This is a genomic window from Paraburkholderia ultramafica (assembly GCF_902859915.1).
GTDB lineage: Bacteria > Pseudomonadota > Gammaproteobacteria > Burkholderiales > Burkholderiaceae > Paraburkholderia > Paraburkholderia ultramafica.
The window spans coordinates 24,964-48,619 of sequence record NZ_CADIKK010000004.1 but is presented as its reverse complement, the minus strand read 5'-3'; the positions used below and the strand labels follow the sequence as shown (position 1 = coordinate 48,619).

At 63.7% G+C, this 23,656-nt stretch carries 22 protein-coding genes; 21 read left to right on the top strand and 1 reads right to left on the bottom strand.

Going from position 1 to position 23,656, the window contains the following annotated elements:
- Positions 1–7 precede the first annotated feature (7 nt).
- From HV744_RS05520 to HV744_RS05510, 3 genes are all read left to right on the top strand, one after another.
- On the top strand, positions 8–1,033 hold the full coding sequence (locus HV744_RS05520; protein WP_175148532.1) for an aspartate carbamoyltransferase catalytic subunit: 1,026 nt from the start codon (positions 8–10) through the stop codon (positions 1,031–1,033).
- 159 nt (positions 1,034–1,192) lie between these two features.
- Positions 1,193–2,473, top strand: a complete 1,281-nt coding sequence (locus HV744_RS05515) for a dihydroorotase (RefSeq protein WP_175148531.1) — start codon at positions 1,193–1,195, stop codon at positions 2,471–2,473.
- 60 nt (positions 2,474–2,533) lie between these two features.
- A complete protein-coding gene (locus HV744_RS05510) occupies positions 2,534–3,367 on the top strand; it encodes a lysophospholipid acyltransferase family protein (protein WP_175148530.1) in 834 nt (277 codons plus the stop codon).
- 28 nt (positions 3,368–3,395) lie between these two features.
- Here the strand turns inward: HV744_RS05510 and HV744_RS05505 are convergent, their stop codons facing one another.
- The gene (locus tag HV744_RS05505; protein WP_175148529.1) at positions 3,396–4,268 is read right to left on the bottom strand and encodes a symmetrical bis(5'-nucleosyl)-tetraphosphatase; all 873 of its coding nucleotides are present in this window, start codon (positions 4,266–4,268) and stop codon (positions 3,396–3,398) included.
- Positions 4,269–4,470: 202 nt separating this feature from the next.
- Between HV744_RS05505 and HV744_RS05500 the strand changes: the two genes are divergently transcribed.
- The 18 genes from HV744_RS05500 to HV744_RS05415 all read left to right on the top strand — a co-directional run bounded on the left by HV744_RS05500 (position 4,471) and on the right by HV744_RS05415 (position 23,635).
- Complete coding sequence (locus tag HV744_RS05500) at positions 4,471–5,379, top strand: GDP-mannose 4,6-dehydratase (protein WP_175148528.1); 909 nt, start codon at positions 4,471–4,473, stop codon at positions 5,377–5,379.
- A gap of 435 nt (positions 5,380–5,814) precedes the next feature.
- Positions 5,815–6,876 (top strand): dTDP-glucose 4,6-dehydratase, encoded by a 1,062-nt coding sequence (gene rfbB / locus HV744_RS05495; protein ID WP_175148527.1) that lies wholly within the window; start codon positions 5,815–5,817, stop codon positions 6,874–6,876.
- A 10-nt stretch (positions 6,877–6,886) separates the two neighbouring features.
- On the top strand, positions 6,887–7,780 hold the full coding sequence (rfbA, locus tag HV744_RS05490; RefSeq protein ID WP_175148526.1) for a glucose-1-phosphate thymidylyltransferase RfbA: 894 nt from the start codon (positions 6,887–6,889) through the stop codon (positions 7,778–7,780).
- On the top strand, positions 7,765–8,316 hold the full coding sequence (gene rfbC / locus HV744_RS05485) for a dTDP-4-dehydrorhamnose 3,5-epimerase (protein ID WP_175148525.1): 552 nt from the start codon (positions 7,765–7,767) through the stop codon (positions 8,314–8,316). The genes rfbA and rfbC overlap by 16 nt, the downstream gene beginning before the upstream one ends.
- 11 nt (positions 8,317–8,327) lie before the next feature.
- Complete coding sequence (rfbD, locus tag HV744_RS05480) at positions 8,328–9,254, top strand: dTDP-4-dehydrorhamnose reductase (RefSeq protein ID WP_175148524.1); 927 nt, start codon at positions 8,328–8,330, stop codon at positions 9,252–9,254.
- Positions 9,255–9,530: 276 nt separating this feature from the next.
- On the top strand, positions 9,531–10,946 hold the full coding sequence (locus HV744_RS05475) for a mannose-1-phosphate guanylyltransferase/mannose-6-phosphate isomerase (protein WP_175148523.1): 1,416 nt from the start codon (positions 9,531–9,533) through the stop codon (positions 10,944–10,946).
- A 1-nt stretch (position 10,947) separates the two neighbouring features.
- Positions 10,948–11,766: an ABC transporter permease gene (locus tag HV744_RS05470; protein ID WP_175148522.1), complete on the top strand. Its 819-nt coding sequence runs from the start codon at positions 10,948–10,950 to the stop codon at positions 11,764–11,766.
- Positions 11,767–11,770: 4 nt separating this feature from the next.
- Entirely contained in the window at positions 11,771–12,547 is a 777-nt protein-coding gene (locus tag HV744_RS05465) for an ABC transporter ATP-binding protein (protein ID WP_175148521.1), read from the top strand.
- A 150-nt stretch (positions 12,548–12,697) separates the two neighbouring features.
- Complete coding sequence (locus tag HV744_RS05460; RefSeq protein ID WP_175148520.1) at positions 12,698–14,080, top strand: phenylacetate--CoA ligase family protein; 1,383 nt, start codon at positions 12,698–12,700, stop codon at positions 14,078–14,080.
- The gene (locus tag HV744_RS05455; protein ID WP_175148519.1) at positions 14,077–15,654 is read left to right on the top strand and encodes a polysaccharide deacetylase family protein; all 1,578 of its coding nucleotides are present in this window, start codon (positions 14,077–14,079) and stop codon (positions 15,652–15,654) included. The genes HV744_RS05460 and HV744_RS05455 overlap by 4 nt, the downstream gene beginning before the upstream one ends.
- The gene (gene wecB, locus HV744_RS05450) at positions 15,651–16,772 is read left to right on the top strand and encodes a non-hydrolyzing UDP-N-acetylglucosamine 2-epimerase (protein WP_175148518.1); all 1,122 of its coding nucleotides are present in this window, start codon (positions 15,651–15,653) and stop codon (positions 16,770–16,772) included. The genes HV744_RS05455 and wecB overlap by 4 nt, the downstream gene beginning before the upstream one ends.
- Positions 16,765–18,012 (top strand): glycosyltransferase, encoded by a 1,248-nt coding sequence (locus HV744_RS05445; protein WP_175148517.1) that lies wholly within the window; start codon positions 16,765–16,767, stop codon positions 18,010–18,012. Before wecB ends, HV744_RS05445 begins: the two co-directional genes overlap by 8 nt.
- Before the next feature lie 11 nt (positions 18,013–18,023).
- Entirely contained in the window at positions 18,024–19,154 is a 1,131-nt protein-coding gene (locus tag HV744_RS05440) for a glycosyltransferase (protein ID WP_175148516.1), read from the top strand.
- 333 nt (positions 19,155–19,487) lie between these two features.
- Positions 19,488–20,501, top strand: coding sequence for a glycosyltransferase (locus HV744_RS05435; RefSeq protein ID WP_246278964.1), 1,014 nt, complete (start codon positions 19,488–19,490; stop codon positions 20,499–20,501).
- A gap of 20 nt (positions 20,502–20,521) precedes the next feature.
- The gene (locus HV744_RS05430) at positions 20,522–21,661 is read left to right on the top strand and encodes an NAD(P)/FAD-dependent oxidoreductase (protein ID WP_175148514.1); all 1,140 of its coding nucleotides are present in this window, start codon (positions 20,522–20,524) and stop codon (positions 21,659–21,661) included.
- Positions 21,658–22,452 carry an NAD(P)-dependent oxidoreductase gene (locus HV744_RS05425; RefSeq protein ID WP_175148513.1) on the top strand — a complete coding sequence of 265 codons (795 nt, stop codon included), beginning with the start codon at positions 21,658–21,660 and terminating at the stop codon, positions 22,450–22,452. The genes HV744_RS05430 and HV744_RS05425 overlap by 4 nt, the downstream gene beginning before the upstream one ends.
- The gene (locus HV744_RS05420; protein WP_175148512.1) at positions 22,449–23,282 is read left to right on the top strand and encodes a sugar phosphate isomerase/epimerase family protein; all 834 of its coding nucleotides are present in this window, start codon (positions 22,449–22,451) and stop codon (positions 23,280–23,282) included. The genes HV744_RS05425 and HV744_RS05420 overlap by 4 nt, the downstream gene beginning before the upstream one ends.
- A complete protein-coding gene (locus tag HV744_RS05415; RefSeq protein ID WP_175148511.1) occupies positions 23,279–23,635 on the top strand; it encodes a DMT family transporter in 357 nt (118 codons plus the stop codon). Before HV744_RS05420 ends, HV744_RS05415 begins: the two co-directional genes overlap by 4 nt.
- Positions 23,636–23,656: the final 21 nt, after the last annotated feature.

The following is a 23,656-nucleotide window of genomic DNA, read 5'->3' as shown; positions in this document are numbered from 1 at the left end:
GTACACCATGAACACCGCCACCCAGGCTCCCCAGGATCGCACCGATAGCGCCACCGAGCGCTTCCGTTATGGCTTCCTGAAGGGCAACCCGCAGCTCACGAAAAACGGCGAGCTCAAACATCTGTTGTCGATCGAAGGCTTGCCGAAGGCGATCGTCAATCACATTCTCGACACCGCCGACCAGTTCGTCAGCGTGACCGATCGTGAAGTGAAGAAGGTGCCGCTGTTGCGCGGCAAGTCGGTGTTCAACCTGTTCTTCGAGAACTCGACGCGCACCCGCACCACCTTCGAAATCGCCGCGACGCGTTTGTCGGCGGACGTGCTGAATCTGAACATCAACGCGTCGTCGACCAGCAAGGGCGAATCGCTGCTCGACACGATCAACAATCTGTCGGCGATGCACGCCGACATGTTCGTCGTGCGCCATGCGTCGAGCGGCGCGCCGTACCTGATCGCCCAGCATTGCGCGCCGCACGTGCACGTGATCAACGCCGGCGACGGCCGTCATGCACACCCGACCCAGGGTCTGCTCGACATGTACACGATCCGCCACTACAAGAAGGACTTCACGAAGCTGCGCGTGGCGATCGTCGGCGACATTCTGCATTCGCGGGTCGCGCGCTCGGACATCCATGCGCTGACCACGCTCGGCGTGCCGGAAGTGCGCGCGATCGGTCCGCGCACGCTGCTGCCGGGCGGTCTCGAACAGATGGGGGTGCGGGTGTTTCACAACCTCGACGAAGGCCTGAAGGACGTCGACGTGATCATCATGCTGCGCTTGCAGAACGAGCGGATGAGCGGCGCGTTGCTGCCGTCGGCGCAGGAATACTTCAAGAGCTGGGGCTTGACGCCGGAGCGTCTCGCGCTCGCCGCGCCCGATGCGATCGTGATGCACCCGGGTCCGATGAATCGCGGCGTCGAAATCGATTCGCAGGTGGCCGACGGTCCGCAATCGGTGATCCTGAACCAGGTGACTTTCGGTATCGCGGTGCGCATGGCGGTGATGGGCATCGTCGCGGGCAATCACGATTGACCTTGCCGGGTTCACCGGTTCGGGCGCCACGCCGCAAGCAGCGTGGCGCCATCGAGCCACGGCGCCGTCCAGGCACCGAGGCATACAAGCACAGTACGAAGAACACGCGTCAAGCAACGCGGAACCTGGCTGAACACCAGGCTGAACATAAGGCAGCGCATGAAGATTCATATTCAAGGCGGCACGCTGATCGATCCGGCAGCGGGCACCGAACAGCAGCAGGACATTTTTATCGCGGCGGGCAAGGTCGTCGCCATCGGCAACGCGCCGGCCGACTTCCACGCGGCGAAGACGATCGACGCCAAGGGGCTGCATATCGCGCCGGGTCTCGTCGACCTGTCCGCGCGCTTGCGCGAGCCGGGCTACGAACACAAGGCGACGCTCGAATCCGAAATGGCCGCGGCGCTCGCGGGCGGCGTGACGAGCCTCGTGTGTCCGCCGGACACCGACCCGACGCTCGATGAACCGGGCCTCGTCGAGATGCTCAAGTTCCGCGCGCGCAACCTGAACCAGGCGCACGTGTATCCGCTCGGCGCGTTGACGGTCGGCCTCAACGGGCAGGTCATCACCGAGATGGTCGAGTTGACCGAAGCGGGCTGCATCGGCTTTTCGCAGGCCGACGTGCCGGTGGTCGACACCCAGGTGCTGATGCGCGCACTGCAATACGCGAAGACCTACGGCTACACCGTATGGCTGCGTCCCGTGGACGCTTATCTCGGCAAGGGCGGCGTGGCCGCGAGCGGCGCGCTGGCGTCAAGGCTTGGGCTGTCGGGCGTGCCGGTGTCGGCGGAAACGATCGCGCTGCACACCATCTTCGAACTCGTGCGCGTGACCGGCGCGCGGGTGCATCTGTCGCATGTGTCGTCGGCGGCGGGCATTGCGCTGATGCGCGCGGCGAAGGCCGAGGGTTTGCCGGTGTCGTGCGACGTCACCGTGAATCACGTGCATCTGATCGATCTCGACATCGGCTACTTCGACGCGCAGTTCCGGCTCGATCCGCCGCTGCGTCAGCAGCGCGATCGCGAAGCGATCCGCGCGGGCCTCGCCGATGGCACGATCGACGCGATCTGCTCCGACCACACGCCGGTCGACGACGATGAAAAGCTGCTGCCGTTTGCCGAAGCCACGCCGGGCGCAACCGGGCTGGAGCTGTTCCTGTCGCTGACGGTGAAATGGGCCGACGAAGCCGGTGTGCCGCTTGCGAAGGCGCTGAACCGCATCACGGCGGCGCCGGCCGACGTGCTCAAGCTCGAAGCGGCCGGCCGTCTCGCAGTGGGTAAGGTGGCCGACCTCTGCGTGTTCGACCGTCACGCGCATTGGCGTGTCGAGCCGCGCGCGTTGAAGAGCCAGGGGCACAATACGCCGTTCCTCGGTTACGAACTGCCGGCGCGCGTGCGGGCGACCATCGTGTCCGGTCAAGTCGCGTTCGAGCAGCGTTAAGCGCCGCGGCAGCGCCAAGCTGATCGCCAACTCATTGCCAAGTTACGGAAAGCCCTGACCATGAAGCTCGCGTTACGCAAGGCCCGTCTGATCGCGCATCTGCTGCACGGCATGTGGATCGTGGCGACGCGCTTTCCCCGCGCCGGCGCTGAACGGCGTCACGCGCTCAATCGCGCGTGGTCGTTGAAAATGCTGCGCCTGTGCGGCATGCGGCTCGTCGTGCATAACGACAGCGCGCGGCTCGAGCGTGGCGCGCTGGTGGTCGCCAATCACATCTCGTGGATCGATATCTACGTGATCAACGCGTGGCGGCCGACGCCGTTCGTGTCGAAGGCGGAGATCCGGCAATGGCCGCTGGTCGGCTGGCTCGCGCAGCAACTGGATACGGTGTTCATCCAGCGCGAAAAGCGCAGCGACGCGAAGCGGATCATGCACGAACTGTCCGCTCGCCTGAGCGCGGGCGAGCTGATGTGCGTGTTTCCTGAAGGCACCACGTCCAACGGACTCGCGCTGCTGCCGTTTCACGCGAATATGTTCCAGGCGGCCGTGTCGGCGGCGGCGCCGGTGCAGCCGCTGTGCATCATGTATGAAGACGCGCACGGCCGGCAATCCACCGCGCCCGCCTATATCGACGATCTGTCGCTCGCCGATTCGCTGAACCTGCTGCTGCGCGGCGGCCCGCTGACCGCGCATGTGTACGTCGGCGCGCCGCTCGTGCCGGGCGTTGACCGGCGTGCGCTGGCGGCGCAAGCGGAACAGGCGATTGCCGCCGCATTGCGCGAGATGCAGGGCGGCACCGCGAAAGCCGGTGCGCTGGTGGCGGAAGAAGCTGAGTCGTCCGCCGCGACGGCAACGCTGATCGAGCCGGTCGACCGGCCGGGCCGTTCGGCTTGAGCGCGCTCGCTACTACTTGAGGCTCGCCCTAGTTGCCGCCGTTAGGCACGGCGCAGGATTCGCAATCGACTTGAGTCAGCGTGCGTTCCGCGGGATTTTGCGCAAGCCGCACAGCGGACAGTTTCTCTCCCCACACGCAACCAGAATCGAGTCCGATCAGGTTGTCGCGCAAGGTCAAACCGAGCGCAGCCCAATGACCGAATACCACGGTCACGTCCGCGGTCTTGCGCGACGGCACATCGAACCATGGCATGCAGCCGGGCGGCGCGGAGTTCAGGCTGCCGCTGCTGCTGAAATCCATCGCGCCCTCGGCATTGCAGAAACGCAGGCGCGTCAACGCGCTGCACGTCACACGCAAGCGGTCGATGCCCTTCAGGCCCGGCTTCCAGCGATTGGGCTCATTGCCGTACAAACCGGCGAGCGTTTCCTTCCAGTTCGGCGCGCGCAACGCGCGCTGCAACTCGTCGGCGAGTTCGAGCGTCAGGTTCACGTCCCATTGCGGCAGGATGCCCGCATGCACCATCAGCATGCCGTTGTCGAAGTGCGCGAGCGGGCGGTGACGGATCCATTCGAGCAGGTCGGCGGCGTCGGGCGCGGCGAGGATGTCGTCGATCGTGTCGCCTTTCTTCGACTTGCGAATCCCCGCCGACACCGACAGCAGATGCAGATCGTGATTGCCCAGCACCGGCACTGCAAGCTCACCGAGCGCGATCACGTCGCGCAGCGTGGCGAGCGATTCGGAGCCCCGGTTGATCAGGTCGCCCGCGAACCACAATGGCGTGCCGGCCGGCGGCGCGGCCTTGGCGAGCAGTTGCTGGAACGGCTCGCGGCAGCCCTGCAGATCGCCGAAAGCAAGAGGAGCCAAGGGTGAGGAGGTGTTGGAAATGGTGGAGGGTGTCATCAAGGAGTCGGTGCGGTTCGATACTCGCGGTGACGCACGAGGCGTGCCGCGTTGAGCAGTGCAGCATGCTAGCGTGACATAATAGCCCGTTTGAAGTCCTGATATCGCGCCGTGCGGCGTCGGGTGCCGCTAGCCAGCGGCCACGCGTGCGCCATGTGCGATATTGCGACACAACAGGATGACCCTCGCGAACGGAGAAAGCATGTCGTCTTTTCATGCGAAGCAACCTATCCGCACGCTCGTCACGGGTGCGAGCGGTTTTACCGGCCGCTATCTGGTCGAAAACCTGCTCGGTCGCGGCCATACCGTGATCGAAACGGTTGGCCGCAACGAGCCTGAAACGCCGACGCGGCTCAGGCTCGACATCACGTCGCCGGATGCGTGCCGGCGCGTGATCGAACTCGCGCGGCCCGATTACATTGTGCATCTGGCCGCGATCAGCTTCGTCGGCCATAACGATCCGCTCGACTTCTACCGCGTCAACGTGATCGGCACACTGAATCTGCTGGAGGCTTGCGCCGCCGTCGGCCATACGCCGCGCAAGCTGTTGATTGCGAGCAGCGCGAACGTCTACGGCAATGTGACCAGCGACGCGATCGACGAGAGCTATCCGCTCACGCCGGTTAATCACTACGCGGCCAGCAAGGCGGCGATGGAAACCATGGTGCGCACCTGGTTCGACCGGTTGCCGATCCTGATCGTGCGGCCGTTCAACTACACCGGCCGCGGGCAGGCGTCGAACTTCCTCGTGCCGAAGATCGTCGAGCATTTCGCGCGCCGCGAGCCGTCGATCGAACTCGGCAACATCGACGTTGCGCGCGACTTCTCGGACGTGCGCTACGTCGCGAGCGCGTATGAAGCGCTGCTCGAGTCCGACGCCGCCGCCGAGACGGTCAACGTCTGCACCGGCACGCCGTACACATTGCGCGAGATTCTCACGGCGGCAAGCGATCTGACGGGGCATGAACTCGAAATCCAGGTCAATCCCGCCTTCGTCCGGCAAACCGACGTGAAGATGCTGGCCGGCTCGCCGGCCAAGCTGCGCTCGCTCGCGCCGACGGTCGAGTCGATTCCGTTCATCGACACGCTGCGCTGGATGCTTGTCGCATAACGCGCGGCAGCTGCGCTTATCTATCGCTAATTGCGCTGGCCGCTGCCCGCTGCCAGCCTGTCGTATCCGGCATGTGTGCGTGCGCGGCGGTCTGTCCCCGCCGGGTCGCTCGGCCGTGTCGGCGCGACTCGTCACCATTCCCGATGACCGGGATGTCTCCGTGCGCCGCCTCTACGCGGCCCGTCTCAACGTTCGCGCCAAAAGATCGCTGGCCAGCTCAATGGCAACCAAACTTGTCAAGCTGTTTCAAGTTGTTAGGGTTCTAGTTTTTGTTCCGGGCGGCTTTATAATCTGGGCATTATAAAATTGGCGTCTGAGTGTCTGCTTGCTGTAAGTGGGGGCTATTGGCGCCTGCAGAATCGGAAAATCACCACGCGGGGTGAGCACGTCGGCGAACCGATTCCGACCTGCCACTAACATCTAGAAGGGAATTTCATGATCCTGGTAACGGGCGGTGCCGGTTTTATCGGCGCCAATTTCGTGCTCGACTGGCTCAATGCCTCCGACGAACCGGTGCTCAACGTAGACAAGCTGACCTACGCCGGCAATTTGGGCACGCTCAAGTCGCAACAGGGCAATCCGAAGCACGTCTTCGTGCGCGCGGATATCTGCGATCGCGGCGCGCTCGACGCGCTGTTTGCCGGGCACAAGCCGCGCGCCGTCTTGCACTTCGCCGCCGAGAGCCACGTGGATCGTTCGATTCACGGCCCGGCCGACTTCGTGCAAACCAACGTGGTCGGCACCTTCACGTTGCTCGAAGCCACCCGCAGCTACTGGAACACGCTCGGCGAAGCCGACAAGGCCGCGTTCCGTTTCCTGCACGTGTCGACCGACGAAGTGTTCGGCTCGCTGTCCGCTACCGATCCGCAATTCTCCGAAACCACGCCGTACGCGCCGAACAGTCCTTACTCGGCGACCAAGGCGGGTTCTGACCATCTGGTGCGCGCCTACCATCACACGTACGGCCTGCCGGTGTTGACGACGAACTGCTCGAACAACTACGGCCCGTGCCAGTTCCCCGAAAAGCTGATTCCGCTGATGATCGCCAACGCGCTCGGCGGCAAGCCGCTGCCGGTGTATGGCGACGGTCAGAACGTGCGCGACTGGCTGTATGTCGGCGACCATTGCAGCGCGATTCGCGAAGTGCTCGCGCGCGGCACGCCGGGCGAGACGTACAACATCGGTGGCTGGAACGAGAAGAAGAACCTCGACGTGGTGCACACGCTGTGCGACCTGCTCGATCAACTGCGTCCGAAGGCGGGCGCGTCGTATCGCGATCAGATCACGTATGTGAAGGATCGTCCGGGTCACGACCGCCGTTATGCGATCGACGCCCGCAAGCTCGAACGCGAACTCGGCTGGAAGCCGGCGGAGACGTTCGAGACAGGTCTCGCCAAGACGGTTCAGTGGTATCTGGACAATCAGGCATGGTCCGACGAAGTCGCTTCGGGCGAATATCGGAAGTGGGTGGAGACCAACTACGCGCAGCGCGCGTAAAGGCACGGCAATGGCGCGCAAAGGCATTATTCTCGCGGGCGGATCGGGCACCCGTCTGTATCCGATCACGCACGTCGTATCCAAGCAACTGCTGCCGGTCTACGACAAACCGATGATCTACTACCCGCTGTCCACGCTGATGGTGGCAGGCATTCGCGACGTGTTGATCATCTCCACGCCGCAAGACACGCCGCGCTTCGAGGCGATGCTCGGCGACGGCAGCCAGTGGGGGATGAACATCCAGTACGCGGTTCAGCCTTCGCCGGATGGTCTCGCGCAAGCGTTCATCATCGGCCGCGACTTCGTGGCCAACGATCCGTCGGCGCTGATTCTCGGCGACAACATTTTCTACGGCCACGATCTCGCGAAGCAGCTCGAACACGCCAATCATCAGGACGAAGGCGCCACCGTGTTCGCCTATCACGTGCACGATCCGGAGCGCTACGGCGTGGTCGAATTCGACAAGCAGTTCCGCGCGTTGTCGATTGAAGAGAAGCCGGCCAAGCCGCGTTCGAATTACGCGGTCACCGGTTTGTACTTCTATGACAAGCAGGTCTGCGATATCGCGGCGGACATCAAGCCGTCGCCGCGCGGCGAGCTTGAAATCACCGACGTCAACTCGCGCTACCTCGCCAATGCCGCGCTCAATGTCGAGATCATGGGCCGCGGCTATGCGTGGCTCGACACGGGCACGCACGATTCGCTGATCGAAGCGGCCACGTTCATCGCGACGCTGCAAAAGCGCCAGGGCCTGGTGGTCGCGTGTCCGGAAGAGATCGCGTACCGGCGCAACTGGATCGGCGACGAGCAGCTGCTGGCGCTCGCCAGGCCGCTCGCCAAGAATGCCTACGGGCAGTATCTGCAAAACATTCTTACGGACCAAGTGGCATGGCCATCCAAGTAACCGCTACCGCGCTGCCCGAAGTCAAGCTCATCGAGCCGAAGGTATTCGGCGACTCGCGTGGTTTTTTCTTCGAGAGCTTCAATGCGCTCGAGTTTGCCGAGAAGGTCGAGGCGGGCGTCGAGTTCGTGCAGGACAACCACTCGCGCTCCGCGAAGGGCGTGCTGCGCGGTCTGCACTATCAGATCCAGAATGCGCAGGGCAAGCTGGTGCGCGTGGTCGAAGGTGAAGTGTTCGACGTGGCCGTCGACATCCGCAAGAGCTCGCCGAATTTCGGTAAGTGGGTCGGCGTGCATCTGTCGGTCGAGAACCATCGGCAACTGTGGGTGCCGCCCGGTTTTGCGCACGGCTTCGTGGTGCTGTCCGAGTCGGCGCAATTCCTCTACAAGACCACCGACTACTGGTTTCCCGAGCACGAACGCAGCATCGTCTGGAACGATCCGGCGGTCGGCATCGAGTGGCCGATCGACTTCGAACCGCTGCTGGCGGCGAAAGACGCGGCAGGCAAGCGTCTTGCCGATGCCGAAGTCTACGCATAAGGGGCTGCCGCATGAGCGCACATGATGCCAGGCGGACGATTCTCATCACCGGTGTGAACGGTCAGGTGGGCTACGAGCTCGCGCGTACGCTGCAAGGGCTCGGCACCGTGGTCGCGGTGGACCGCTCCACGCTGGATCTGTCGAACCTCGATCAGATCCGTGCGGTGGTTCGGGACGTCCGGCCCGCGCTGATCGTCAATCCCGCGGCCTACACCGCGGTCGACAAGGCGGAACAGGAGTTCGATCTCGCGATGCGCATCAACGGCGAAGCGCCGGGCGTGCTCGCTGAAGAAGCGAAAAAGCTGGGTGCGGCGCTGATTCACTATTCGACCGACTACGTGTTCAACGGCGACAAGGAAGGCGCGTACGTCGAAGACGATCCGACCGATCCGCAAAACGCGTACGGACGCACCAAGCTCGCCGGCGAGCAGGCGATCGCGGCGACCGGCGTGAATCATCTGGTGCTGCGCACGAGCTGGGTGTACGGCACACGCGGCAAGAATTTTTTGCTGACCATGCTGCGGCTCGGCGCCGAGCGGCCCGAGTTGAAGGTCGTCGCCGATCAGTTCGGCGCGCCCACCTGGTGCAACACGATCGCCACGTTGACCGCGCACCTGAGCGCGCAGGCGTTTGCCGCCGAAGACAGCGCGAACTGGTGGAGCGAGCGCTCGGGCGTCTATCACCTGTGCGCCGGCGACGCGACTTCGTGGCACGGCTTCGCGTCGGCGATCTTCGAACTCGCGGACTTGCCGGGCAAGCCGAACACGCTGCCGATTCCTGCCGCCGACTATCCGACGCCGGCCAGGCGCCCCGCCAATTCAAGGATGTCGAACGAGAAGCTGGCGCGGGTGTTCGGGCTGGCTGCGCCGCATTGGCGCGACGCCTTGAAGCTGTGTCTGACGGACGGTTTCCCGAAGTCGCCCGCCGCCCGCCCCTGACGCGAGGATTGACAGCGGGTTTTTTGGCGCGGGCCTTTACGATGCGGCGCGCCGCTCGCCTCAACACCGCGCTGCACTCGAGCTGTCTGACGAAAGTGAAAGGGTGCCGGGGTAGAATGTCGTTCGACGAGGAGACCCGAGCCGGTCTGTCAACCGGCTGCGGCGCGTGAACCATCACGGCGCGCGCATGGCCGTACGACCCGCTGTTTTCATGGGTTGTGCTGACTATTCATCGGCGCTGCGGCTGCGTAATAAATACGGTACTGAGAGGACTCTGTGAGTTTGTTACCGATCATTCTATGTGGCGGGGCCGGGTCGAGACTGTGGCCTGTCTCGCGCGAATCGCACCCGAAGCCGTTCATCCGTCTGGCGGATGGCGAGAGCCTGCTGCAAAAAGCCTTCTTGCGCGCGGTGGCGTTGCCCGGTGTGAAGGAAGTGCTGACGGTAACCAATCGCGATCTGTTCTTCAAGACCGAAGACGATTTCCGCGAGGTGAACGCGAAAGGCTACGCCACCTCGTTCATTCTCGAACCGTTCGGCCGCAATACGGCCGCGGCGGTCGCCACGGCGGCGCTGCATACGGCGAAGCTGCATGGCGAGCAGACCGTCATGCTGGTGCTCGCCGCCGATCATCTGATCGCCGACCAGGCTGCCTTCGCAGCGGCGGTGGCACAAGCGCAGACGCTCGCGCAAGCGGGCAAGGTGGTGACCTTCGGCGTGCATCCGGAGACGCCTGAAACCGGCTATGGCTACATCGAGGCGGACGGCGAGAAGGTGGTGCGTTTCGTCGAGAAGCCGTCGCTCGAGAAGGCCCGCGAGTATCTCGCGTCGGGCAAGTTCGTGTGGAACTCGGGTATGTTCTGCTTCACCGCGGGCACGATCCTGAAGGAGATGCAGCAGCACTGCCCGGAGATTCTCGGCGCGGCTTCCGAGTGCATGGAGAAGTCGCCCTCCGCCGCCGGCAAGGACGGCGCGCAGGTGCGGCTCGAGCCGGGCAGCTTCGGCGAGGTGCCGGAAGTCTCGTTCGACTACGCGGTGATGGAGAAGTGCGAACACGCGGCGGTAGTGCGCTGCGATATCGGCTGGACCGACGTCGGCTCGTGGACCGCGCTGAGCGATCTCTCGCCGGCGGACGCGAGCGGCAATCGCGTGGAAGGCGAAGCGCTGCTGCTCGACGTGAAGAACTGCTACCTGCGCGGCGACGCCCGCCTGATCGGCGCGGTGGGTGTCGAGAACCTGATCGTGATCGACACGCCCGACGCGCTGCTGGTCGCGGACAAGGACCGCGCCCAGGACGTGAAGCAGATTTTCGCCGAGCTGAAGGCGCGCGGCCATGAAACCTACAAGGTGCATCGCACGGTGCATCGGCCGTGGGGTACGTATTCGGTACTTGAAGAGGGTCCGCGCTTCAAGATCAAACGCATCGAGGTCAAGCCGGGCGCGAGCCTCAGCTTGCAGATGCATCATCACCGCAACGAGCATTGGGTGGTGGTGAGCGGCATGGCCAAGGTCGTCAACGGCGAACGGGAGTTCTTCGTGTCGACCAACGAGTCGACCTATATCCCGGCGGGTCACAAACATCGCCTCGAGAATCCGGGCGTAGTCGAGCTCGTGATGATCGAAGTGCAGAGCGGCGAATATCTGGGCGAAGACGACATCGTTCGCTTTGAAGACATTTACGGACGTACTTGAGATGGATATCAGCTTTACCAACAACTCGGAAGATCTGACGCGTCACACCGAGAACGACGACCTGATGGTCGGCATGAAAGCGGTGCGGGTCTGGGGCACGCTCGGCTGGCACGACATCCGTCAGCGCTATCGCCGCTCGGTGCTCGGGCCGTTCTGGTTCACGTTGAGCACGATCATCATGGTCTTCGTGCTCGGCGCGCTGTACTCCACGCTGCTGCATCAGGAGATCTCCGACTATCTGCCGTATCTCGCGGTGGGTCTGGTCGTGTGGGCCTATCTGGCGTCGGTCGCCAATGAAGGCTGTATGGCCTTTATCGGTTCCGCTTATCTGATCAAGCAGATCCGTCTGCCGCTCACCGTTCATGTGTGCCGGATCGCGTGGCGCAATTTCGTGATCCTGCTGCACAGCCTGCCGGTGATCGTGGTGCTGCTGCTGATCTTCGGCCACTGGCCCGGCTGGGAGGTCGTGCTGGTGCCGTTCGCGCTGCTGATCCTGTTGCTGCACGGCGTGTGGCTCGGCGTGACGCTCGGCGTGCTGTGCGCGCGCTTTCGCGACATTCCGCCGATCGTCACCAATCTGATCCAGGTCGTGTTCTTCTTCACGCCGGTCATGTGGTCCCCGGAAATTCTGAAGGACCGCTCGTGGGTCGCCGAATACAACCCGCTGTATCACCTGATCGAAACGGTGCGCGCGCCGCTCACCGGCCGTCCGACCCATTGGGAATCGTGGGCCTGGTCGGTCGGCTTGTTGATCGTCGGATTTGTGTTCTCGCAATTCCTGATGAAACGTTTCCGTAATCGCGTTCCTTACTGGCTTTGATATTGTGAGTTCTTCATCGATTGTCGCTCGTAACATCTCCGTCGAATTTCCGATTTACGAGAACTCCCACCGCTCGTTGAAAAAGGCGGTGCTCAATCTCACGACGGGTGGCCGGATCGGCCAGGATGCAGGCCGCCATGCGATCGTCAAAGCGATCGACGACCTCAGCTTCAGCTTCACCGAAGGTGAGCGCGTGGGTCTGATCGGCCACAACGGCTCCGGCAAGACGACGCTGCTGCGCACGCTGTCGGGCGTGTACGCGCCGGTGCGCGGCGAGCTGAGGGTGCAAGGCAAGATCGCGTCGCTACTGGACGTGTCGATGGGCCTCGACCCCGACGCCACCGGCTTCGAGAACATCTATCTGCGCGGCATTCTCGACGGCCTGAAGCCGGCGCGCATCCGCAGCAAGATCGACGAGATCGCCGACTTCAGCGAATTGGGCGACTACCTGAATCTGCCGGTGCGCACCTATTCGAGCGGGATGATGCTGCGTCTCGCGTTCGCGATCTCGACCAGCGTCGAAGCCGACATCCTGATCATGGACGAGTGGCTGAGCGTGGGCGACGCCGAGTTCAGCATCAAGGCGGCCGAGCGTCTCGAGGGCCTGGTCGGCAAGGCTGCGTTGCTGGTGGTGGCGTCGCACGATCCGAAGCTGGTGTCGCGCGTGTGCACCCGCAAGATCTCGATGGAGCACGGCCGGATGATCTCGGACGAACCCGTGAGCCCGCCGGAAAAGAGCGACGAGCCGATCGTCAGCCAGGCCGCGCACTTGCCGCACTGATAGCGCAAGCCGGCCAGCCGAAGGCGCTCGCGAGTCCGTCGCGACGCGCTCGGCGATAGCCGGACAGGCGTAACCCAGAAGCGCAACTCAGAGGCTCGATCCCGAGGCGCAACATTAGGCGCGCCACAGGCGCAACAAGGTTCGAATTTCATGCGAGCTAACCACCCATTTCTGCGCTACTCCGAATCCCTGCTGGTGCGTCAGCCGTTTCGCACGTTGAAGGGTTTCGCGGGCGGCTATATCGCGTACCCGATTGCCGAGAACCGCGAAAAACGCGCCGTGCGCCCGAAAATCCAGGAGCTGCGCGAGCACTACTCGCTGTCGATGCCGCAGCGCCGCCGCATCGCGCTCGAACGGCTGGCCGGCATGCTCGAATTCGCCGGTGCACAGGTGCCTTATTACCGTGACCTGTTCCAGGCGTTGCAGTTCGATCCGGCCAAGGTCAAGCAGGACCCGCGTTATCTGGAAGAGCTGCCGTATCTGACCAAGGACATCATCCGCGAGCAGGGTCCGCGGCTGTTGTCGGGGCCGCTCGAAGCAGGCCGGCATCACGCGTGCAAGACCGGCGGCTCGACCGGGCTGTCCACCACGATCTACTACGACCAGGCAGGCGCCGATTACTCGTCGGCGGTCACCAACTACTGCCGCGAGCGGATCGGCAAATTGCGCCATCGCTCGGAGCTGCACTTTGCGTGCCGCTTCCCGGACCAGGTGATGCCCGAGTGGCCGTCGCGCGAAGACTTCAAATGTTTCGCGATGAATCGCAGCAACATTTTCTTCGACCGCATCGACGATCAGGGCCTCGAAGAAATGTGGCGCACGCTCAAGCGCCGCAAGCCGTATCTCGCGCACTCGCATCCGTCGACCATGTACGCGCTCGCCTGCTACGTGCAGCGCAAGTACGGCGGCGGCAAGGCATTCCAGGTGTTCGAGTCGAGCGGCGAATTGCTCGAGCCGCACGCGCGCGAGATGATCGCGTCGGCGTTGCGTTGCCGGGTGATCGATCGCTATGGCCTCGCCGAACTCGGCGTGATGGCCTACGAACTCGACGGCCATGAAGGCGGCTTCCAGATTCTCGAATCCGAAGGCTGGCCGGAAAGCCGCGTGGCGGCGGACAATCCCGACGGCGCGCATGAACTCGTCTTCACCGGTTTCCGCAACAAGCTGATGCCGCTGATCCGCTACGCGACGGGTGACCTCGCGCGCGTGCAGGAAACGGCAAAAGGTTTCTTCCTGACCGGCGTGGTCGGCCGGATTCACGACGTCGTGCCGATCAACGGCGTCGCGCACCCGACGCACCACATCCAGGACATGCTGGACCATCGCGTCGGCGGGATTCAGGAGTTCCAGATCGATCTGCGCACCACGCCGCCGACTTTGCGGATCGTGCTCGAACCGTCGGCCAACGCGGACGAGACGACCGCCAAGCTGCGCCACTTCTGGCAGGACGCGTTCACGATCGCCTATGTCGGCCACGACGACTTCGTGCGGGTCGGCAGCCGGGCCAAATTCCGTCACGTGGTGACCGCATGATCGGCGTTCTGTTTCCAAACGCCTCCGCCGAAGCCGGCCAGTACGTGCTGGCGGCGCTGCGGCGCTCGGTCAGCGCGACCCAGGCGCAATCGATCGCGCGCAGCATGGTGCGCGAGACTTCGCCGGACCTGCTCGTCGCCGTCGACACCCCCGATGGCTGGAGCGCGGATCTCATCGCATGGTTGCGCGCGCGGCCCCGCAAGCTGGTGGTGTTCGGCCACATGCCGGTCGCGCTGGCGGACTATCTGCGCTATCAGGCGGCGGACTTGCCGGCTGGCCTCGCGGCCGCGAGCCGCAGCGCGCCGGCGCCGTCGGGCGAAGCGCGCGAGAGCGCGGCGGTGGTGCGTTATGGCGCGTTGGCGCAAGCGCTGGGCGGCGCGCAATGGCGTCGTCCGTTCGAGCGTTTCGACTTCACCGACGAGTGGAACAACCTCGGCTACGGCGCGATCCGCTGCGACGGCTCGATCTGGTCGGTCAGGGAAGCGGTTCAGGTGCCCGCCGAAGCGGAACTCGCGGCGGTCGTCGTGGCCGGCGAGCGGCAGTTCTCGTACGCCGCACTGTGGGACGCCGGCGCGTCGAGCGTGTTGTGGTTCAACCGCGCGGTCGGCCCGTGCGATTCGTTCGAATGGCGCATGGTCGAGCAATTCGTGTCGGGCTACCGGTCGGACACGCTGCCGTGTCAGCCGGTATTGAGCGAACTGCCATGGGGCTACGACGCGGCGATCACGTCGCGGCTCGATTGCGACGAAGACGTCGAGTCGGCGCGGCCGCTGTGGCAAGCCTATCAGCGCATGGGCGTGCCGTTCACGCTGGCGGTTCACACGCAATACCTGAGTCGCGCGGAGCATCACGGCATTCTTCGTGAACTGCTGGCCGACCGGCAACAGGGCGCGGTGCTGTCGCACACGGCCACCCATGCGCCGAACTGGGGTGGCAGCTATGACAACGCGTTCGCGGAAGGGCGTCAATCGGCGGAGTTGCTCGAAGCAGTGACGGGCGTCCCGGTGCGTTACGCGGTGTCGCCATTTCACCAGTCGCCACCGTACGCGATGCAAGGCCTTGCCGACGGGGGCTACGACGGCTGCATCGGCGGGATCATCCGCAACGATCCGGAGTTCCTGACGGCTCGCGGCGGCGCGCTGGCCGGCTTGCCGGCAGGCTTCGTCGGACACAGCCAGCAGTGCATGCTGCATGGCGAATGCATGCTCAACGAGGGCGACCGGCTCGCCATTTTCAAGCAGGCCTTCGACTACGCGTATGCGACCAACACGCTGTTCGGCTATCTCGACCACCCGTTCTCCGAACGCTATGCGTATGGCTGGAAGGACGAAGCGTCGCGGATCGATGCGCACGAACTGTTCATCGCGTACATCAGAAGCAAGACGCACAAGCCGCTCTTCCTGCACGAAGAAGCCGCGCTCGACTTTCTCAAGTACAGATCGCTCACGCAGATCGTCGAAGTGGACGGCGCGTTCCGCGTCGTCACACCGTCCAGTCAAACGACGCCCTTGACGCTCGGCGTCGAGTTCCGGGGCGCACTCATGCAGGTCGAGGCGGGGAAAGCACTGCAATGAAAGTCATGGTGGTGATGGGCACGCGGCCCGAGGTGATCAAGCTGGCGCCGGTCGTGCGCGCGTTGCGCGGCGAATTCGACACGATCGTTTGCGCGAGCGGGCAGCACAAGGACATGGCCGCGCAGGCGCTCAAGTTCTTCGGCATCGAGCCGGACATCACGCTCGATACGATGAGCGCGGGGCAGTCGCTGAACGCGCTGTCGTCGCGCCTGATCGCCGCGCTCGATCGCGCGCTCGACGAAGTGCGGCCCGACTGGGTGATCGTGCAGGGCGATACCACGACGGCCTTCTGCGCCGGGTTCGCGGCGTTTCATCGCGGCATCCGCGTGGGCCACGTCGAAGCGGGACTGCGCACCGGCGATCTCACGAGCCCGTTCCCCGAAGAGGCGAACCGCAGTCTGCTGAGCCGCATCGCCACGCTGCATTTCGCGCCGACTGAACTGGCGCGCAGGAATCTGTTGAGCGAAGGCGTTGCCGCCGACCAGATCGTCGTGACCGGCAATACGGTGGTGGATGCGATCGCCGCAGTACGCGAAAGCTGGAGCGCGACGCCGCCGCAGAGTCCGCTGCCCGAATGGCACGGCGCGCAGAAGCAGCACATTCTCGTCACCTGCCATCGGCGCGAAAATTTCGGCGACGTATTGCAGGATATCTGCCGCGTGCTGCGCGATCTGTGTCAGCGTTACAGCGATTACCGCTGGGTGTTTCCGGTGCATCTGAATCCATCCGTGCGCGCTCCCGTGCATCGCGAACTGGACGGCATCGCGAACCTCGCGTTGATCGAGCCGGTCGATTATCCGACCAGCCTGTATCTGATCAGCGGCAGCGCGGTGGTCGTCAGCGACTCCGGCGGCATTCAGGAAGAAGCGCCGACCTTCGGCGTGCCGGTGGTCGTGATGCGCAATCACACCGAACGCCGCGAGGGCGTCGACACCGGCTTCGCGACGCTGGCCGGCCAGGCCGCGGCGAATATCGAAAGCGCGGTGTGCGGCTGGCTCGACGATCCGGCGCGCCGCGCCGCGCTGCGCAATCGCGCGAATCCGTATGGTGACGGGCTGGCTTCGCAGCGCATCGTCGAGAGTCTGCAGGGCCGGCCGGTTGAGGTGTTCATTGGTTGAGGGCAAGGACACCGCATTGGCCGCACAGGACTGCGTGCTGTTTTCGACCGCCGATTGGGACGAACCGTATTGGACTAACAAGCAGCACACAGCGAGCATTCTGGCCGCGCGCGGCTGGCGGATTCTGTACGTGGAGAGCGTCGGCTTCCGCTCGCCGAAGGTCGGCAGCGGCCGCGACTGGCAGCGCCTGTGGCGCCGTTTGTGGCGCGGCGTGCAGTCGCTCGTGCTCGGGCCGCCGCGGCGCGCGCAGAACGTCTGGGTGCTGTCGCCGCTGATGGTGCCGGCCGGCCACCACCTGCCGTTTGTGCGCGCGCTGAACCAGGCGTTGCTGCGCTTTTCCGTGACCCGCTTCGCGAAGTCGCGGCGCTTCAGGAAGCCGGTCGTCTGGACTTATCACCCGTACATGCTCGATGCGATTGCGACGCTGCCGCGCGGGCCGCTCGTGTACCACTGCGTCGACGATATCGCGGAGATTCCGGGCGTCGACGTCGAGGCGTTCCGCAGCGCGCAGCAGGCGCTGCTCGGCCGCTGCGAGGCGGTGTTTACGACCGCGACGTCGTTGAAGGAAACGTGCTTGCCGTTCAACCGCAACACGCATTTCTTCGGCAACGTGGTGGACGACGCGCATTTCGGCGAAGCGCGCGCCGCAGGGCCGGTGCCGGCCGAGCTTGCCGCGATCCCCGAGCCGCGGCTCGTCTATCACGGCGTGCTGTCGGACTTCAAGGTCGACTTCCCGCTGCTGCTGCAGACGGCGCAGGCGCGGCCGCACTGGCAGTGGATCATCATCGGCGAGGAGCGTGAAGGACAGCGCAGCGAACTGCTCGCGCAACTGGCGCGCCTGCCGAACGTGCATCTGCTCGGCTATCGCCCTTATCAGGTCTTGCCGCAGTATTTGCGCGGCATGCAGGTCGGCGTGCTGCCGACGCTGCTGAACGACTACACCCGCTCGATGTTCCCGATGAAGTTCTACGAATACCTCGCGGCCGGCTTGCCGGTCGTGTCGACCCCGCTCGACTTCGCGAACGAGCCGCGCGCGGGTCTCGAAGTGGGCGGCGATCCCGACGCGTTCATCGCGGCGATCGAAAAACAGCTGGCTCGCGGCAAGCTGAGCGCGGACGAAGCACGCGCGGCCGTGGGCGAGAATACGTGGGAGGCGCGGCTCGACAAGATGCTGGGCATCACGTTCCGCGGCCATATTGCGGGCAACGGCAGTCCGGCTTCGCTGGACGCGGTTGCGTGAGTGGCGCAAGCATGAAAGTTCTCCACATCTATCGCACGTATTTCCCCGATCCGCCCGGCGGGCTCCAGGAAGCGATCCGTCAGATCAGCTTGTCCACGCGGGCATGCGGTGTCGATCCGCGCATTTTCACACTGTCGCCCAATCCGGTGCCGCGCGATATCCAGTTTCCCGAGGGCGTCGTGACGCGCGCGCGCTCGTGGGCCGCGCCGGCTTCCTGCGACCTCGGCGGCTTCGAGTCGCTGCGGCAGTACCGTGCCCAGGCCGACTGGGCGGACGTGCTGCATTTCCACTTTCCGTGGCCGTTCGCGGACGTGCTGCATCTGCTGGGGCGCGTGAAGAAGCCGGCGGTGATGACCTATCACTCCGACGTGGTGCGCCAGCGCGCGCTCGGCTATGTGTACGGACCGCTGATGCGCTCGACGCTGCGCTCGATGTCGGCGGTGGTGGCCACCTCGGCCGTCTATGCGCAAAGCAGCGCCGTGCTGACCAGCGTCGTCGACAGGCAACGTCTGAAGGCGATTCCGCTGGGCATCATCGATTACCGCGACGATCCGCAACAGGGGCGTTTCGCGCCGCAATGCATCGAGCGTCTCAAGCTCGGCAACGCGCCGTACGTGCTGGCGCTCGGCGTGCTGCGGTACTACAAGGGGCTGCACACGTTGATCGAGGCGGCGCCGTCGATCGCTTCGACCATCGTCATCGCCGGCTCCGGGCCGGAAATGGAACGCCTGAGCGAGCTGGCCAAGCAGGTGGGCGCGTCGAACGTCGTGTTCGCGGGGCAGGTGTCGCACGAAGAGAAGGTCGCGTTGCTGAACGGCTGCCGTGCGCTGGTGATGCCGTCGCACTTGCGCTCGGAGGCGTTCGGGATGGTCCTCGTCGAAGCGGAAATGTTCGGCAAGCCGATGGTCTGCTGCGAGATGGGCTCCGGCACTTCGTATGTGAACGAGCACGGTGTGACGGGTTTCGTCGTGCCGCCCGAGTCGCCGGTGGAGTTTGCGGCGGCGGTGAATCAGCTTGTCCGGGATGAGGCGCTTGCGTTGAAGATGGGAGCGGCGGCGCGTGAACGGTATGAGCGGCTGTTTTCCGGGCCGGCGCTGGGTAATGCGTATCGCGGGCTCTATGAAGAGGTATTGGGGCTGTAACGGGCCTGCGGGCGCAGCTTCGCGCGCAACGCTTACACTCTGAAACAACTTGCGATAAACAGTAAGTGACGGCATAGTTGGGCTCATTTTTCCGGCCTGGCAAGGTTCCGGACGCAATGTTTCAGCTCTGTTTGCGCGAAATCGTGCGTGGCGGGCAACGTGGCCGACGCCGACGCAAGTCCCGCTTATAGTGGGTTTGCACTCTTCAGCAACACACGTACAGAAGTCGATCCTTGCCGGTTCAATGTTCTGCGCGCGCTTATCATTCGAGATTCACAGGGCGGTTTCGCGCAGGCCGAGTTATTGCCAAGGGGGCAGGTAGTGTTTTTCCCGGTGTTTTTGTCCGTTGTATTTGTCGTTCGCAATCAGACGCGGGATCTCGAAGCAATCCTGAAGGATGCTGCCGCGGTCATGGGCACGCTCGTCAGCGACTATGAGCTGATCGTGGTGGACAACGCGTCCGAGGACGACAGTGTCTCCGTACTCAAGCAGCTTGCGGGCGAACGCGGCTTGCCGAATCTGCAGGTGTACGCGTTGACCAAAGAAGTCGATTCGGACACGGCCTCGTGGGTGGGGCTGGAAAATGCACTCGGTGATTTCGTCGCGGTCGTCGACCCCTTGATCGACGATATCCGCTTCCTGCCGGCCATGCTGGACCAAGCGGCGAGCGGCGCGGACGTCGTGTTCGCCGAGAACGAACAGAAGCCGGTGCAAAGCCGGGCCTACCGTTTCTGCCTGAGTGCGTTCAACGCGTTGTACAAATGGTCCAATGGCGTGCACCTCGCCAAGGATGCACCCCAGTACCGGCTGCTCAGCAAACGCGTGATCAATTTCATGCTGCAGCATCCGATGCCCGCGATGACCTACCGGTATTTGCCGGCTACCGGCGGTTTTGCGCGAGCGAACCTGACCTACAGCGCGCCGCCCAAGGCCGCGCAAGCGAAGCGTCTGTCGCACAGCATCGATCGCGGTATCCGCCTGCTGGTATCGACGACCAAGGCGCCGATGCGGCTCGTGACCGCGCTTTCGCTGTTCGGCGCGGTGTCGAACCTGATCTACTCGATCTACGTGATCGCGGTCGGTCTGCTGAAGTCGAACGTGGCGCCGGGCTGGGTGACGCTGTCGCTGCAGCAGTCCGGCATGTTCTTTCTGCTCTCGCTCGTGCTGCTGGTGCTCGGCGAGTACATCCTGCAAATGGCGCGGCTCAGCAACGAAGGTCCTCTGTACCATGTTGCGCAGGAATTCACGAGCAGCGTGATGACGCGCCGTCAGAAACTGAATATCGAAGACGTCAGATTGCCTGAGCAACATCGCGCGGATGTCAACGACTCGATGCATCCCTCGTGACTGAACGGGAGGATCTGCTCATGCAAGATGCTGTAGTCATCGGAGGCGGCTTCTACGGAACGGCGATCGCGATCTACCTCAAGAAGCAACGAGGCCTGAAAACGGTGACGTTGATCGAGCGCGAGCCGGCCTTGCTCGCGCGCGCTTCATACAGCAACCAGGCGCGCGTCCACAATGGCTATCACTATCCGCGCAGCTTCACGACCGCCTTTCGCAGCCGCATCAATCTGCCTCGCTTCGTCCGCGATTTCCCTGAGGTCGTGAAGCGCGACTTCACCAAGGTTTACGCGATCGCGCGGCGCAATTCCAAAGTGACGGCGCGGCAGTTCGAGCGCTTTTGCCGCGAGATCGGCGCGAGTCTCGAACCGGCTCCGCAACAGATTCGCGATCTGTTCGAACCGCGCCTGATCGAACAGGTGTTTCTGGTGGAGGAGTATGCGTTCGATTCCACGAAACTGGCGGACTGGGCGAGGCGCGAGCTGACCGAACTCGATATCGACGTCAGGCTGAACACGCGAGTCGAGCATATTCATCGGCAAGGCGAAGGTTTCGTGCTGGAGTGCGACGATGCGAACCGCTCGGCCCTGCATGCCAGGTATGTCTTCAACTGCACGTATAGCGGCCTGAATCAGTTCGACGGCGACTTTCGCGGCACGCAAACGAAACTGAAGCACGAGATCACCGAGATGGCGCTGGTCGAGACCGTGCCGGAATTGCGCGGACTTGGCGTGACCGTGATGGACGGCCCGTTTTTCTCGATGATGCCGTTTCCGGCCCGCGGCCTTCATACGCTGTCGCATGTGCGCTATACGCCGCATTCGAGCTGGATGGATGCGCCCGGCGAGGATCCGTACAAACGATTGAACGAATACGAACGCGCCAGCCGCGTGGATCGCATGGTGCGGGATGTGGGGCGCTACTTTCCTGCGGTTTATGATGCGCGTTACGTCGAGTCGCTCTTCGAGGTCAAAACGGTTCTCGTGAAAAACGAAGGAGACGACGGTCGTCCGATATTGTTCGAGCAATGCCCAGGATCGAATGGTCTCTATTCGATCCTGGGCGGCAAGATCGACAACATCTACGACGTGCTTGAGAAGCTGGACGCGGAGACTTTCGTTGCCACTTCGCAAACACAAACGGTATTGGGAACAGGCAAATGAACGATGCACTGATTGGATATACGGGGTTTGTGGGATCGACCCTGCTGAAGCAAAAACATTTCGATGCGCAATTCCGCTCGACCAACATCGAGCAGATCCGCGGGTCGTCGTTCGGTCTCGTGGTCGGCGCGGGCGCGCCGGCGCAGAAGTGGATCGCCAATGCGCAACCCGAGGCGGACCGCGAGAAGATCGAAGGGCTGATCGATCACCTGTCGACGGTTCAGTGCGACACGTTCGTGCTGATCAGTACGGTCGACGTGTTCAGGAATCCCGTCGGCGTCGACGAGAACACGCCGGTGGATGAGGAAGGCCTGCATGCTTATGGCTTGCATCGGCGCCTGCTGGAGAAATTCGTCGAGACGCATTTTCCCAGCCATCTGATCGTTCGTCTGCCTGGGCTCGTCGGACCGGGACTGCGTAAGAACGTCATTTTCGATTTCCTGAACGACAACAATCTTCACGCGATCGATAGCCGCGGCTCGTTCCAGTTCTATCCGATGGTGAACCTCTGGCACGACATCCAGACCGCGCTTGCCGCCGGTCTGAAGCTTTTGCATTTGACTGCCGAGCCGATCACGGTGGCTGAAGTTTCAGAAGCGGGCTTCGGCAAACCATTCGATCAGGCGACGGCGGCGCACCCCGCGAGTTACGATTTCCGCACCGTGCATGCCGGGCTGTTCGGCGCGACGGGCTCGTATCAGTACAGCAAGCGCGAAACCATTCAGGCGGTCCGGTCGTATGCGCAGTCCGAGCCGCTGAAGGCCGCTGGCGAAGCGGCGGGGCGCGCATGAGAATCGCCATTTCGAACATTGCGTGGGAAGTCGCCGACGATCAACAGGTCGCGGACATCTTGCAGCAGCATCGCGTCGACGCAATCGACGTGGCCCCCGGCAAGTATTTTCCGGACCCGAAGGCAGCCGAGCCGACGGACATCGCGCGCGTTCGCGCATGGTGGTCCGGGCGCGGAATCGCCATCACGGGGATGCAGTCGCTGCTGTTCGGGACCACCGGGCTGAATGTGTTCGGCGCGGCCGAGTCGCAGCAAGCGCTGCTGGAGCATTTGCGCGCGGTGTGCCGGATCGGCGCGGGTCTGGGCGCGCCACGGCTCGTCTTCGGCTCGCCCCGCAATCGTGACCGCACCGGCCTCGCCGACGACGCCGCACACGATATCGCGGTGACGTTCTTCCGCCGCGTGGGCGACATCGCCGCCGAGCATGGGGTGTTCGTTTGTCTCGAACCCAATCCGCCGTGCTACGGCGCCAATTTCATGACCAACAGCCGCGATACCGCGACGGTCGTGTCCGCAGTCGCGCATCCGGCGATCCGCATGCAGCTGGACACGGGAGCGGTCACGATCAACGAAGAAAATGCGCGCGACGTCGTCACCCGATACGCACACCTGATCGGCCACGTGCATGCGAGTGAACCGAATCTCGTCACGCTCGGCGAGGGCGGGACGAATCACCTCGCGGTGGCCGAGGTGCTGACCGAGTTGCTGCCCGAGCAGGTGGTGTCGATCGAAATGCTCGCGCCGAAGTCAGGCTCGGCCGTGGACGCGGTCCGCCGCGCCGTCGGCGAGGCCGTTCGATGCTATCGGGCGGACGGTGGAGCGTCCGCATGAAATGGCTGATTCTGGTGTTGGGCATCGCATCGAATGCTTCCGCAAGCGTACTGGTCAAAATCGCAATGATGCCGCCACGGCAGTTTCCGAGTCTCAGCGATCCAGTCGGCGCGCTGAAGAACGGACCGTTCTGGCTCGGCCTCACGCTGTACGGCGCGGCCTTTCTGCTGTACGCGGCGGCGCTCGGCAGGCTGCCGCTCAACGTTGCTCAACCGGTGCTGACCGCCGGCGCGATTGCGACTGTCGCGATCCTGTCGGTGGTGATATTTCGTGAGCCTTTTCCCTGGACCGTCGGTGCGGGGATCCTGTTCATCATCGCAGGCGTTGCACTCATCACGGCCCGCGTAGGGTGAAATAAAAAAGATCACAGACTT

Excerpts from the sequence above, each read along its gene's own strand:
- HV744_RS05520 (WP_175148532.1), top strand. The coding sequence starts at position 8 with ATGAACACCGCCACCCAGGCTCCCCAGGATCGCACCGATAGCGCCACC.
- HV744_RS05515 (WP_175148531.1), top strand. The coding sequence starts at position 1,193 with ATGAAGATTCATATTCAAGGCGGCACGCTGATCGATCCGGCAGCGGGC.
- HV744_RS05510 (WP_175148530.1), top strand. The coding sequence starts at position 2,534 with ATGAAGCTCGCGTTACGCAAGGCCCGTCTGATCGCGCATCTGCTGCAC.
- HV744_RS05505 (WP_175148529.1), bottom strand. The coding sequence starts at position 4,268 with ATGACACCCTCCACCATTTCCAACACCTCCTCACCCTTGGCTCCTCTT.
- HV744_RS05500 (WP_175148528.1), top strand. The coding sequence starts at position 4,471 with ATGTCGTCTTTTCATGCGAAGCAACCTATCCGCACGCTCGTCACGGGT.
- rfbB (WP_175148527.1), top strand. The coding sequence starts at position 5,815 with ATGATCCTGGTAACGGGCGGTGCCGGTTTTATCGGCGCCAATTTCGTG.
- rfbA (WP_175148526.1), top strand. The coding sequence starts at position 6,887 with ATGGCGCGCAAAGGCATTATTCTCGCGGGCGGATCGGGCACCCGTCTG.
- rfbC (WP_175148525.1), top strand. The coding sequence starts at position 7,765 with ATGGCCATCCAAGTAACCGCTACCGCGCTGCCCGAAGTCAAGCTCATC.
- rfbD (WP_175148524.1), top strand. The coding sequence starts at position 8,328 with ATGAGCGCACATGATGCCAGGCGGACGATTCTCATCACCGGTGTGAAC.
- HV744_RS05470 (WP_175148522.1), top strand. The coding sequence starts at position 10,948 with ATGGATATCAGCTTTACCAACAACTCGGAAGATCTGACGCGTCACACC.
- HV744_RS05460 (WP_175148520.1), top strand. The coding sequence starts at position 12,698 with ATGCGAGCTAACCACCCATTTCTGCGCTACTCCGAATCCCTGCTGGTG.
- HV744_RS05455 (WP_175148519.1), top strand. The coding sequence starts at position 14,077 with ATGATCGGCGTTCTGTTTCCAAACGCCTCCGCCGAAGCCGGCCAGTAC.
- wecB (WP_175148518.1), top strand. The coding sequence starts at position 15,651 with ATGAAAGTCATGGTGGTGATGGGCACGCGGCCCGAGGTGATCAAGCTG.
- HV744_RS05440 (WP_175148516.1), top strand. The coding sequence starts at position 18,024 with ATGAAAGTTCTCCACATCTATCGCACGTATTTCCCCGATCCGCCCGGC.
- HV744_RS05430 (WP_175148514.1), top strand. The coding sequence starts at position 20,522 with ATGCAAGATGCTGTAGTCATCGGAGGCGGCTTCTACGGAACGGCGATC.
- HV744_RS05425 (WP_175148513.1), top strand. The coding sequence starts at position 21,658 with ATGAACGATGCACTGATTGGATATACGGGGTTTGTGGGATCGACCCTG.
- HV744_RS05420 (WP_175148512.1), top strand. The coding sequence starts at position 22,449 with ATGAGAATCGCCATTTCGAACATTGCGTGGGAAGTCGCCGACGATCAA.
- HV744_RS05415 (WP_175148511.1), top strand. The coding sequence starts at position 23,279 with ATGAAATGGCTGATTCTGGTGTTGGGCATCGCATCGAATGCTTCCGCA.